The 12617-nt window shown below is 65.7% G+C and carries 9 protein-coding genes; 5 read left to right on the forward strand and 4 right to left on the reverse strand.

From position 1 onward, the window contains the following. Positions 1 to 2: 2 nt before the first annotated feature. Complete coding sequence (locus tag ACZY0Q_RS02020; protein WP_463914074.1) at positions 3 to 1301, reverse strand: ABC transporter substrate-binding protein; 1299 nt, start codon at positions 1299 to 1301, stop codon at positions 3 to 5. Positions 1302 to 1573: 272 nt separating this feature from the next. Between ACZY0Q_RS02020 and ACZY0Q_RS02025 the strand changes: the two genes are divergently transcribed. Together ACZY0Q_RS02025 and ACZY0Q_RS02030 are read left to right on the forward strand one after the other, a co-directional pair. Continuing rightward, the gene (locus ACZY0Q_RS02025; protein ID WP_463914077.1) at positions 1574 to 3019 is read left to right on the forward strand and encodes a short-chain fatty acid transporter; all 1446 of its coding nucleotides are present in this window, start codon (positions 1574 to 1576) and stop codon (positions 3017 to 3019) included. A 319-nt stretch (positions 3020 to 3338) separates the two neighbouring features. Next, positions 3339 to 4970 carry a DUF4389 domain-containing protein gene (locus ACZY0Q_RS02030; RefSeq protein WP_463914079.1) on the forward strand — a complete coding sequence of 544 codons (1632 nt, stop codon included), beginning with the start codon at positions 3339 to 3341 and terminating at the stop codon, positions 4968 to 4970. A gap of 58 nt (positions 4971 to 5028) precedes the next feature. Here the strand turns inward: ACZY0Q_RS02030 and rsgA are convergent, their stop codons facing one another. Both rsgA and ACZY0Q_RS02040 read right to left on the reverse strand, forming a co-directional pair. Next, complete coding sequence (gene rsgA, locus ACZY0Q_RS02035; RefSeq protein WP_463914082.1) at positions 5029 to 6225, reverse strand: ribosome small subunit-dependent GTPase A; 1197 nt, start codon at positions 6223 to 6225, stop codon at positions 5029 to 5031. Between the two features lie 226 nt (positions 6226 to 6451). Then, complete coding sequence (locus ACZY0Q_RS02040; protein WP_463914086.1) at positions 6452 to 7084, reverse strand: histidine phosphatase family protein; 633 nt, start codon at positions 7082 to 7084, stop codon at positions 6452 to 6454. Positions 7085 to 7452: 368 nt separating this feature from the next. Here ACZY0Q_RS02040 and ACZY0Q_RS02045 point away from each other — a divergent pair, with 368 nt between their 5' ends. Further along, entirely contained in the window at positions 7453 to 8388 is a 936-nt protein-coding gene (locus ACZY0Q_RS02045; RefSeq protein WP_463914089.1) for a 5'-3' exonuclease, read from the forward strand. Between the two features lie 27 nt (positions 8389 to 8415). On the opposite strand, the gene ACZY0Q_RS02050 is transcribed toward ACZY0Q_RS02045, so the two are convergent. Then, positions 8416 to 8997 (reverse strand): hypothetical protein, encoded by a 582-nt coding sequence (locus tag ACZY0Q_RS02050; RefSeq protein WP_463914091.1) that lies wholly within the window; start codon positions 8995 to 8997, stop codon positions 8416 to 8418. A gap of 158 nt (positions 8998 to 9155) precedes the next feature. On the opposite strand from ACZY0Q_RS02050, the gene ACZY0Q_RS02055 reads away from it, so the two are divergent. Continuing rightward, positions 9156 to 11315, forward strand: a complete 2160-nt coding sequence (locus tag ACZY0Q_RS02055; protein ID WP_463914093.1) for an elongation factor G-like protein EF-G2 — start codon at positions 9156 to 9158, stop codon at positions 11313 to 11315. Between the two features lie 10 nt (positions 11316 to 11325). Further along, the gene (locus ACZY0Q_RS02060) at positions 11326 to 12582 is read left to right on the forward strand and encodes an MFS transporter (protein WP_463914095.1); all 1257 of its coding nucleotides are present in this window, start codon (positions 11326 to 11328) and stop codon (positions 12580 to 12582) included. The last annotated feature ends 35 nt before the right edge of the window (positions 12583 to 12617 follow it).

Here is a 12617-nt window from a genome sequence, read left to right on the forward strand (position 1 = left end):
GGCTACTTCCGGAGTGAGGAGGAGAGTTCGTCGATGAAGGGCTGGGCGGCCTTCTCGGGCGTTGTCCGCTCGAAGAGGATGTCCGAGGTGTAGCGGCTGAGGATGTCCAGGATGGTGCTTCCGCCGGCGGGTGTGATGGGCGGGGCGGGCCGGACCTCGTCTGCGATGGCGTCGGTGAAGTCGATGGCGGCCTTGTCGGTGGCGTTCAGCTTGGGCGCGATGGCCGCACGGATCTTGGTGTTGGCAGGGATGCCGCGTTCGGTCAGCATGATGTCGCCGGCGGTCTGGCTGTTAGTCAGGTAGTTCAGGAACTTTTCGGCGGCCGCCTGGTGCTTCGTGCGTGACGAAACGGACCAGAACATGGACGGCTTGTAGTAGGCGCCGGCTTCCTTGGATGTGGACTCGCCGGGGAGGCGCAGCAGCTTCAGTTCCTGGCCGGCGGCCCCCGAGAATGCCGTCAGCTGCGTGCTGAACACGCCGGCAAGGCCCATCTCGTTCTTGGCGAGGGCAGTCTGGTTCAGCGAGGCCGAGGCGTTTTCAATGATGGCCGAGGGCTTGGGCCCGGCACCGGACGTGGACAGTTCCAGCGTGTGCTTCCAGAAGGAGACGAGGGTTTCGGGTTTGATGACCACCTTGCCGGCGTCGTCGTAGAGCCGGTCGCCGTTCTGCCTGGCCCAGATATAGAGGTCCTGGTCGCCGTACTGTACGCCGACGCCGGTGGTGCCCGTGCCGCTGCGGCTGATCCGTTCGCCAAGCTTCCGGTAGTCCTCCCACGTCCAGGAGGTGTCATCGGGCATGGCCACCCCGGCCTTGGCGAGGACGCTGGGGTTGGCAGCGATGCAGAATGTGGCCACGCCGGTGACCAGCCCCACGAGCTTGCCGTCCACCTCGCCGCTCTTGAGGGTGTCCGGTTCGATGCCGGACGTGTCCAGTCCGTTGAGTTTCTTGATGTCAAGCAGCGCTCCGCGGTCACCATATTCGCGGACGTACTTCTCGTCCATCTGGATGATGTCCGGGGCATCGTTCGCGGCCACTTGAGTGGCGAGCTTGTCCCAGTAGCCGTTCCAGTCGCCGTACTCGCCCACCACGGTGATGTTGGGGTTTTCGGCGTGGAAGGCATCGATGACCTTCTGGGTTGCCTTCTGGCGGGCATCCCCGCCCCACCAGGTGAACCTGAGGGTGACCGGGCCCGTCTCCTCCGCCGCAGGAGTGCCGGCGGCACATCCTGACAGGGCCAGGATGGATGTCGCGACGGCGGCCGAGAGCTTTAGGTAGCTGCGGCGGGTTGGGCTGTGGTTCATGTGAGTCCTTTCGTGGGCGGCGTCGTCGTCGGCGCCTGATGCTGTCCGGGGCTACGTGATGCCGGTGGTGGCGGTGCCCTTGACCAGGAACTTTTGGCCGAGAAGGAAAGCGGTATCCGGTCGGAGTGACGGGTTCATTGCTTCCTAAAGTGATCGATAACACAATTGTTAGTTATCGATCACTTTCTGTCAACGGGTTACCGCGGTTCCCGCGGGTTCGGAACTAGACTCCCTCGGGTACGCAATTGCACTCAATGGAGAGGTAGTCCACTGTGGCTGACACAGTCCTGACGAACACCGGAACCGAAGAACGCGGGCTCGCCAGAGTAGCCCAACGGATGGCGGCCTGGACCGAGAAGTGGTTTCCGGATGCCTACATCTTTGCCCTGGCGGGCGTGGTCATCATCGCAGTCGCCGCGTTGGCCATCGGTGCTTCACCGCAGTCGATCGCGGACTCCTTCGGTAACGGTTTCTGGGATCTGACGGCGTTCACGCTGCAGATGGCCATGGTGGTCCTGACCGGTTACGTGGTGGCCACGTCGCCGCCGGTGGCGAAGCTCATCAACAGGCTGGCACTGATCCCTGCGACGGCACGCACGGCGGTCAGCTTCGTGGCGTTGATGTCCATGTCCGTGTCCTTCCTGAACTGGGGCCTGAGCCTGATCTTCGGCGGCCTGCTGGCCCGGGCCATTGCCCGCCGCAAGGACCTCACGGTGGACTATCGGGCGCTTGGCGCGGCGGCGTTTATGGGACTCGGAGCCGTCTGGGCGCTGGGGCTGTCCTCTTCCGCCGCCCAGCTGCAGGCCACGGCCGCGTCGCTGCCGCCGGCCCTGCTGAAGATTACCGGCATCCTGGACTTCGGGGCCACGATTTTCACGTGGCAGTCACTGCTTACCCTCGCCATCCTGATGGCCCTCACAACCGTGATCGCGCACTTCTCCGCACCCCAGGGCGGTGCAATCCGCACTGCGGAGGATCTCGGCGTCGATCTCGACGACGAACCCAGCGAATCGGCGCCACGTTCACGTCCGGGCGAATGGCTCGAATACAGCATGATCCTGCCGATCCTTGCGGGCGTTCTGACCCTGGGCTGGCTGGTCTCCCAGTTCTTGACGAAGCCGTTCCTGACCGTGGTCAGCAGCCTTAACGGCTATCTGCTGGTCTTCCTGATCCTGGGCCTGGTATTGCACCGGACACCGCGGAAATTCCTGCAGGCCGTCACGAAAGCCGTTCCGGCGACTGCCGGGATCCTGGTCCAGTTCCCGCTGTACGCGGCCATGGCAGCCATCCTGACCAAAGCAACCGGCCACGGCGGGATGACCATCTCCGCGCACCTGGCCGAGTTCTTCTCTGATATCGGCGGCGGCGGCGCGTTCGCGGTGGTCATTGCGCTCTACACCGCCGTGCTGGGCCTGCTGGTCCCGTCCGGCGGCGGCAAATGGCTTGTGGAGGCGCCCTACGTGATGCAGTCCGCGACCGATGTGCAGATGAACCTCGGCTGGACCGTGCAGATCTACAACATCGCCGAGGCCCTGCCCAACCTGATCAACCCGTTCTTTATGCTGCCGCTGCTCGCGGTGCTCAGGCTCCGGGCCCGGGACCTCGTGGGCTTCACGTTCCTGCAGTTCCTGTTCCACCTGCCGGTGGTGCTGCTGCTGGTCTGGTTGCTCGGGATGACATTCCAGTTCGTGCCGCCGGTGATGCCGGCAGGGCAGTAGCGGGTCCAAAAACCCCCAACCACGCCGCAGAACCTAGATGGCGGCTCCCTGCAGGCGTAGTCTGTTTTCACCGGCAGCAGCCCGGTCCACCGGCCCGCGTGGATGCCCTTCCATCGGAAGGCGGTTTTCAGAGAACGAGCCCACCCAGCCAGCCGGGGCGGGTGCCAGGCAACGTATCGCCGGCTCACAAATCGAAGTACTCGGCGCCTGTGTTCCAGTAGACGCTGTCGTTCCAGTGGACACTGTTTTGCCTGGGCGCGACTCAAGCGGGGCGGGCCGGCGCCGAAATATCCGAAAACGACGACGAGGGAGGAATCCCATGCGTGCTCGCTCCATCACCATGCTCGTTCTCGGCATTTTGCTATCGATGCTGGGCGGTGGGTTGCTCTTTGGGGGCATTGGCGCCTCGTGGGTCAACTCGCTCCAGAACGACGGCGGATACCTCACCTCTCCGAGGGAACGCTTTGCCGTCGATTCCACGGCCATCGTGTCCGCCCGCGCGGACAACATGCGAGGAGACTCCTACCCGGGACCCCTGCCTTTCGACGTGGGCAGCATCCGGATAGGGGCGGAATCTGCCAATTCAGACAAAGACATCTTTATCGGCATAGCGCCCAGGGCGGATGTTGACCGCTACCTCGCCGGATCCAACTACTCCGAACTGCGGGATGTGGAGTTCCGGCCGTTCCGCGCCGAGTACCGGGAGGTGCAGGGCACGACCCAACCGTCAGCCCCCGCCGGCCAGGACTTCTGGGTGGCTTCCACAGCGGGCAGCGGCGAACGGAGCCTGGATTGGAAAATTGAGGCCGGGGACTGGTCCGTGGTGGTCATGAACGCCGATGCCAGCGCCGGAGTTTCTGCGGATCTGCAGGCCGGGTTCCGGTCCGAGCTGTTCGGCCCGATAGCCGCAGGCCTGCTGACAGCGGGGGCCATCCTGCTGGTTCTCGGCGTGCCACTCCTGATTTTTGGCGCCCAAGGGTTGGGCCGTCACACAACGCCGCCCACCGCTGCGGTGCCAGGTGCGGTGCCAGGTGCGGTCCCGGCTGCATATCCCGGCGCCGCAAAACCGTCCGCCTATCAGGGCCCCGCTGGCCAGGCTGCGAACGTCCAGACCCCGAACGTTCAGGCTGCCGCCGGCCTGTCGCCCTACCCGGCGCGGCTTCGCGGTGAACTCGACCCGATGCTCTCCAGATGGATGTGGCTGGTGAAGTGGTTCCTGGCTATCCCGCACTTTATTGTGCTGTTCTTCCTGTGGTTCGCGTTTATGGTGGTCACTTTATTTGCCGGGTTTGCCATCCTGTTTACGGGCCGCTATCCGCATTCCCTGTTCAACTTCAACGTGGGAGTACTGCGTTGGGGCTGGCGGGTGGCCTTCTACACCTACGGGGCGCTGGGCACGGACAGGTATCCGCCCTTCACCCTTGCCAGGACGGACTACCCTGCTGATTTCGAAGTGGATTACCCGGAACGGCTGTCCCGTGGACTGGTGCTGGTGAAATGGTGGCTCCTTGCATTACCGCACTTCATCATAATTGCGGCGCTGACCGGCACCAGCACCGTCCGTTGGAGCGATCCCGAGACCGCAGGCGTGACATACCAGACCGGGACGGGATTTTCGCTGTTCGGCTTCCTGGTCCTTGTTGCAGCGGTAATACTGATGTTCAGCGGCCGCTACCCGCGCCCGCTGTTCGACCTGCTGATGGGTTTCAACCGCTGGATCTACCGCGTTATCACCTACGCAGCCCTAATGCGCGATGACTATCCGCCATTCCGCTTGGACCAGGGCGCATCGGAACGCCAGGCGTGGCAGCCAAGTGCCGGCGACGGCAGGACGCTCCCCGCCCCGCCCCCGCCGGATAGCTCCCTTCCACCGGCCATCCGTCCGCCGGATGCTCCCCCGCCGCCCCCGCCTGCGGATCCGACAGGGCCCGAACAGGGTCAACGACCCTGATCGTCAAGCGGTGGCCATCATCGCGACGGGGGAGCAAGCGTGAGTGCGAACGTCCGGCTCAGCGCCGCTTCCGTTTGGACCGTTGCTCCTCCCGCCGCTCGGAGCTGTCACGTTCAGCGGACCGCTGGGATTTGGCTGCCACCACCACCTTCTGGTGCCACTCGCGCTGGTAGGCCCGGCGGGCGGCGGCATCGGTCCGGCGGGCCAGGGCGGCGAGTTCGCGCTGGAGTTTTCCATAGCTGAGCCAGCGACGCTCATCGAGTGTCCCGTCCGCCAAAGCCGCCTGCACGGCACAGCCGGGCTCCTGCTGGTGGGCGCAGTCAGCGAACCGGCAGCGGCTGGCCAGTTCCTCCACGTCCCCGAACATCTCGCCCAGGCCTTCACCGGCGTCGAACAGGCCGTATCCCCGCACGCCTGGCGTGTCCATGAGAACGGCTCCGTTCGCCAGCGGCACGAGTTCGCGCGACGTGGTGGTGTGCTTGCCTTTGAAGTCGCCGGAGCGGACCTCGCCGGTGTGCTGGATCTCGCGACCCGCCAGCGCATTGATGAGCGTGGACTTGCCCGCGCCGGACGGACCGAGGAGGACCAGCGTGCCGTGCGGCGGCAGGTGCGCCAGGAGAGCATCGATTCCGTCTCCGTTCTCGGCTGACGTGGTGACCACGTCCACACCCGCCGCCTGCAGGATGACCTTCCCGACGACGTCGTCCGCTATGTCTGCAAGATCGGCTTTGGTGATGATCACCAGAGGAATCGCGCCGGAGTCCCAGGCGGCCACGAGGGTACGCTCGAGGCGGTTGTGTGTGAGCGGCCGGTCCACCGGGACCACCACACCCACCACATCCATGTTCGCGGCCAGAACCTGCGCCTCCGAGGATTCTTCAAAGGCACGTTTCCGGCTGAGCTCTGACCGGCGCGGGAGGATCCCGGTGATCTGGCGGCCGCCCGCGCGGTTGGGCCCGATCCACACCCAGTCGCCGGTGACCGGAACGCCGGCATCCAGCGGGTACGGCAGGTGGAGGAGTTCGCGGCCGACGGCTGTGAGGACGAGGTTGCGGTCCAGGCGCACCACCCGTCCGCGCTCGTAGCGCTGGTCCGCAAGGTGGCGGTGTTGGCGTTGGTTTTCGGGTTGGTGCGCGTCAAAATGCGCCGCGATAGCGGGGGAGTAACCGTACTTTGTGGGTCCTTCAGGCCCGGGGGTCGTGTCGGAGGTTGATAGGGAGTAGCTGTCCAGGCTGATGCCTGAGGAATTGTTCAAGGTGAGTCCTCGGGGGAGGTCTCCAGACTCCGGAATCAGCGTAGCCCTGCGGCCGTTAGGCCTGTCCGTTGGTGCGGTGCGCGCTTACGCCGTGCGGGTGCTGGAGACGGTGGTGATTGGGTTGATGTGTGCGGGGCGCTCTGGGCGCGCGGCTGTAGCAGTCATCAAAACCACCTCCGTTTCTCTCCAAATGTCCGGATGCTGTCACGGACGCTCGGCTCTGAGTCTAGCTGCCAGGGACTGAGTTGAGTAGGGGACGAGATGGATGCTTGCGGGCTGCAGCCACGACGCGCTCACCGTTGAAGTATTCGAGGTGCCAGCCCTCGGTAGCATGGTGGTGGGCTAGGTTCAGCACGGCGTTGTCGATCCTGTGCAGGGTGCGGCCGATGGCGCGGTTGAGGCTGACCCGGAGGAGCGTGCCGTGGGCGACCACCAGGACGCGGCGGCCGGGGAATTCATTGGCCAGTGATTCCAGTGCCCCCAACCCGCGAGCGGCCGCGTCTTCCTCGGTTTCGGCGCCGCGGAAACCGCCGGGGATGCGCAGGGCCTCCAGCTCGGGGCCGGCCTGCAGGCCTTCGGCCGGTCCGAAGCTGCGTTCGGCGAGTGCCGGAATGTGCCGGGTCACGCTCAGTCCCAGCCCGTCGGCAATGACGGTGGCCGTTTCCGCCGCGCGGCTAAGCGGCGAGGACACAATCGCATCCCACTCGTAGTCGGACAGGACGTCAACGGCGTCGCGCGCCTGGCCCCGGCCCACATCGTTCAGCGGAATGTCAGTGGCTCCCTGGAGCCGACGCTGCGCATTCCAGTCTGTCTGGCCATGGCGGATCAGGGCGAAGGTCGTAAGGGTCATGCTGTCCATTCTGCCCAGACGGCGTCGCCAGTCCGGAATTTGCGCGCTCGCCGCATGACATTACCCGGGCTCAGGGTCCCGGCCAGTGCTCCCGGTCGAAGCCGGAGGGATTGGGAACAGCATTCCGATCTGTCGCTGCCGTTGCGCCGTTAGGGTCGTCGTCCTGATGACGCGGCGGGGCGTGCCGGTCCGAAGCCTGTTTCAGGGGCGCTCGGGGCACGGTCTTTCCGGGTGCATTTTCGGCCAAGGGGGAACCTCTCAAACACAGAAGTTTTGGTCCGCTGCTTGAACCGTTAGTGGCATCCTAACCTCATGGGAGGGTTCTGTCGCCGGCAAGTACGGATGGCCCGGCAGCCGCTTCCGTGTCAGGATCAGGTATGCCGGACCGCCTGATGCTGCTCGATACTGCGTCCCTGTACTTTCGTGCCTTCTATGGTTTGCCGGACACGATCCGCCGCACTGACGGAATACCGGTGAACGCCGTTCGTGGCCTCCTGGACATGATCGCCCGCCTCACCACGGAGTACGCGGCAACGCATTTGATTGCGTGCTGGGACGATGACTGGCGTCCGCAGTGGCGCGTGGACCTGATCCCGACCTACAAGTCGCACAGGGTGGCCGAACTTGTGCCGGACGCCCCCGACGTGGAAGTGGTCCCGGACGCGCTTGAGGCGCAGCTTCCGATGATCCGCCGTGTCCTCGGGCTCGCCGGCATCGCCATCGTGGGGGCTGCTGAACACGAAGCGGACGACGTCGTTGGCACCTACGCCAGCCACGCGGACCTCCCTGTCGATGTAGTCACCGGAGACCGCGATCTCTTCCAGACCGTCAACGACGACCGCCAGGTGCGGGTGATCTACACCGCGCGGGGCATGAGAAATCTCGAGGTCGTGACGGACGCCGTCGTGGTCCGGAAGTACCGGGTACTGCCCGAACAGTATGCCGATTACGCGACGCTCCGCGGGGATGCCTCCGACGGGCTGCCAGGTGTTGCCGGTATCGGTGAGAAAACCGCTGCGTCGCTCCTGGGCGAGTACGGCACCCTGGAGAATTTGCTCGCTGCAGCCGCCGACGCGGGAGGCGGGGTGTCCGCCTCCGTGCAGTCCAAGCTCGCCGCCGCCGCCGACTACCTGGCGGTCGCGCCCACCGTGGTAAGAATCGTGCGCAACCTCAAGCTTCCCACCCTCGAGGAATCGGGAGCACAGCTGCACCCCGTGGACGGCGGATCGCGCGCCGAACTGGAGCGCCTCGCCGTCGAGTGGAACCTTGGCGGATCGGTCAAACGGCTACTGGAAGCGCTTGACCGGCAGTAACGGGGCAGGCTCTGATGCATTGGCTCCTCAGTCAGCCGCCGGCAGGAACCGGCCGTTCCTGATCCGCGACGGGCCAAAGGCGACGGTGAGCGGGGCAATGGTTCGCGGTCCGCGTTCCCTCGACAGTGGACGGCCGACGGCGACATGGGGCACCCAGTGCGGGTACCGGTACCCCAGGGCGGGTGAGCCGAGGATGAAGTCGTCCACATTGTCGACGAGGAGCCGGTCCAGCAGATCATGGAGGCCCTGCACCAGGGACACCTGATAGTCGTGTACCCGCCGGGGAACGTCCACTTCGAGTCCGGAGATGCCTCCGTCGCCGAGCACAATCAGTTGTTCCGAGGTGCCCGTAAACCCGTCCAGCACGGGCAGCCCCTGCAACCAGCCCGTGGTCTGCCGGACAGCGTCACGGGCCGGGGTGATCCCCTTCGTCCAGTCCGCGACGTCCTGCGCAAAATCCGCCAGGATGCCGATGTGCAGCAGCGTCAGGTGCAGCCCCTGCTGCCTCCGCAGGGCGTTGACATAACTGCCCAGGCCCTCATAGTCAGACGGTGCTGATCCCACCGCCAGGACCGGAACCTCCACGGTGATGCGCGGCAGCGGCTGCACAGGGACCTCCTCGCAATGGCACTTTGGGCTCTGGCTGCCATTATCCACCGCAGCGGCCGCCCCGTCCCGGTGGTTGCTCTTGCCCTTGCGCCCGCCAGGGTGTCGAATCAAAGAACACGATTCGGCCCGGTGCATGGCAAAGATGCCAGGAGGTTCCCATGTCAGTGAGAGGCGCAAAGGACACAGCGCGGACACCGGGGCGTGGAGGACCGGAAGTGCGCCGGGCCGATGCTTCCAACGGCATCGTGGCAGCGGGTTCGAAGCAGGTGCGCAACGTGGCGCTCGTGGGGCATTCGGGTGCCGGGAAAACCCTGCTGGTCGAAGCATTGTTGGCCGCACACGGGATGATCACACGCAAAGGCTCCATCGCGGATGGCACCACCGTCAGTGACTCCGACCCATCAGCAGTGCGGCAGCAGCGGTCGGTCACACTGTCCCTGGTCCCGTTGCTCATCAACGGCATTAAGGTGAACCTGCTGGATACGCCGGGGTATCCGGACTTTATCGGCGAACTTCGGGCGGGGCTGCGGGCTGCGGACTCCGCCCTCTTTGTTGTCTCCGCCGTGGACGGCATCGACGCCATCACTACGGCGCTCTGGGGCGAATGCGAACGCCTCGGCACTCCCCGGGCCGTGGTCATCTCCCGTCTGGACCACCCCCGGGCAGATTACGACGGCGTCCTGGCCGCCTGCCAGCAGGCGTTCGGCGACTCGGTGCTGCCGCTGTACGTCCCCGTCCGCTCCGGCGGCGAAACCACCGGGCTGCTGGGATTGCTGACGGGCACAGTTTCGGACTACTCCGCCGGGCAGGCAGCCGCCGGCTCCCGGGACGCCGATCCCGGCGAGCGCGCGGGTTCCGAGGGCGCCCGAGGCCGGCTCATCGAGGGGATCATCGCCGAGAGCGAGGATGAGACCTTGATGGACCGCTATCTGGGTGGTGAGGACATCGACACCGATGTCCTCATCGGGGACCTGGAAACCGCCGTCGCCCGTGGTTCCTTCTTCCCGGTCCTGCCCACCTCGGCTGTTACCGGACTCGGCACGGCGGAACTGCTGGAAGTACTGACCAAGGGCTTCCCGTCGCCGGTGGAGGCCGGCCTCCCTGCGGCGACTGACCTGGCGGGCGCTCCCGCGGCGGCCTTAGCCTGCGACCCGGAGGGGCCGCTGGCGGCTGAGGTGGTCCGCACCACCATTGATCCGTTCCTGGGCAGGGTCTGTCTGACACGGGTTTTTTCCGGTACGTTGCGTGCTGACACGCCCGTGCATGTCGGCGGGCACGGGCTCGCGGACCGCGGCCATCAGGACCATGACGCCGACGAGCGCCTCACCCACCTGTATTCGCCTTTGGGCCCCAACCTGCGTCCTGTGGCGCAGTGTGTGGCCGGCGATATCTGCGCGGTGGCGAAACTGGGGAGCGCCGAAACCGGGGACACGATCTCGGCCAAGGAGCGGCCTCTGCTGCTGGCCACCTGGGAGATGCCGGAGCCGCTGATGCCGGTGGCGGTCGAGGCGGACTCGCGCAGTGACGAGGATGCGCTGGCCCGGAGCCTGGCGAAGGTGGCCGCTGGCGATCCCACCCTGAGTGTGGAGCGGAACCCGGAAACACACCAGCTGATTCTCTGGTGCATGGGGGAGGCCCATGCCGAGGTGGTCCTGGACAGGCTGCGCGACCAGGGCGTCAAGCTGCACACCGTTGGCGTGGTGACGCCGCTGCGGGAAACGTTCGCAGCCCCGGCAACGGGCCACGGCCGGCAGGTCAAACAGTCCGGCGGACACGGGCAGTATGCCGTTTGCGACATCGATGTGGAGCCGCTGGACCGTGGCGGCGGGTTCGAATTCGTCGATAAAACGGTGGGCGGGGTGATCCCCGGAACGTTCATCTCGTCCGTGGAGAAGGGGGTGCGGGCGCAGATGCAGAAAGGGCTGGCCGCCGGGTTCCCCGTGGTGGACCTGCGCGTCACCCTGGTGGGCGGCAAAGCCCACAGCGTTGACTCGTCCGACGCCGCCTTCCAGGCTGCCGGCGCACTGGCGCTCCGGGAGGCCGCCGCGGCCGGTCGCATCCAGCTGCTCGAGCCGGTTTCCTCGGTCAGCATCACCGTGTCCGAGGCGCACGTGGGTGCCGTGATGAGTGACCTCTCAGCACGCCGCGGCAGGCTCACCGGCACGGCCACCTCGGGTGGTGAGCTGACTGAAATCAGCGCCGAAGTACCGGACCAGGAACTCCTGAAGTACGCCGTGGAGCTCCGTGCGCTGACTGCCGGGACCGGCCGGTTCCGGCGCCGGTACCTCCGGCATGACCCGGTGCCCAGCGGCTCATGAAAGCCAGCCTATGAATGCCGCCGCGCGGAGGATCCAACGCATCTACCTCACCCTGACGCTGGGCAATACCTTTGCGGCCTCCTTCATCTGGGGAATCAATACGCTCTTTCTGTTGGATGCCGGCCTGAGCAACCTGGAAGCATTCGCGGCCAACGCCTTTTTCACGGCTGGCATGGTCCTGTTCGAAGTACCCACCGGCGTCATCGCGGACAGTTGGGGGCGCCGCGTTTCATTCTTGCTCGGCACCGTCACCCTGGCAGTCTCCACCTACCTGTACTACCTGCTCTGGCAGTTATCCGCGCCGTTCTGGTCCTGGGCGGTGGTGTCGGTCCTGTTGGGCCTGGGCTTCACGTTCTTCTCCGGGGCAGTGGAGGCGTGGCTCGTCGATGCGCTGCATTTTTCCGGTTATTACGGGGACCTGGAGACCGTCTTCGGACGGGGACAGGTGGTGTCGGGCTTCGCGATGCTGGTGGGCTCGGCGGCCGGCGGCGTGATCGCCCAGGTTACTGACCTGGGCGTGCCGTTCCTGGTGCGAGTCGGAGTGCTCGTGGCGATGTTTAGTGTGGCCTTCTTGCTGATGCGCGATGTTGGATTCACTCCGGAACGCTCCCCGCATCCGCTTACAGCGACCCGTGCAGTGCTGAAGGCCTCCATTGAGAGCGGCCTCAAGAACCCGCCCGTACGGTATGTAATGCTTTCCGCCCCGTTCAGTGCCGGCATCGGGTTCTATGTGTTCTACGCGCTGCAACCGTACCTGCTGGAGCTGTTCGGGGACCCGCGGGCCTACTCCGTCGCCGGACTCGCGGCGGCCGTTATGGCGGGAGCGCAGATCCTGGGCGGCTGGTTGGCACCAACTGTCCGGCGCCGGGTCCGCAGACGCACCACTGTGCTGGTGGTGAGCAGCACCATGGGCGCGCTGTTCCTGGTGGCGCTCGGCATTACGCGCGTGTTCTGGGTGGCTTTGCTGCTGCTGGTGCTGTGGGCCCTCGTCTCCGCGGCGGGCACCCCGGTACGGCAGGCCTACCTCAATGACATGATTTCCTCGCAGCAGCGGGCAACGGTGCTCAGCTTCGACTCGCTGATGGGGTCCAGCGGTGGAATTGTGGTGCAGCCGCTGATGGGCCGGGCAGCGGACGTGTACGGCTATCCCCTCTCGCTTGCCTTCAGCGGTGTGATTGAACTCTTCGCCGTGCCGTTCCTGCTGGCGAGCCGCCGCCGGCGCTCGCCGGCCGACACAGCAACCACCGAAGCCGGCGCATCGGCCTGAAGCCATGGCCCTTGCCCATGGCACTGGCAAAAAGT

The organism is Pseudarthrobacter lactosi (assembly GCF_055412785.1).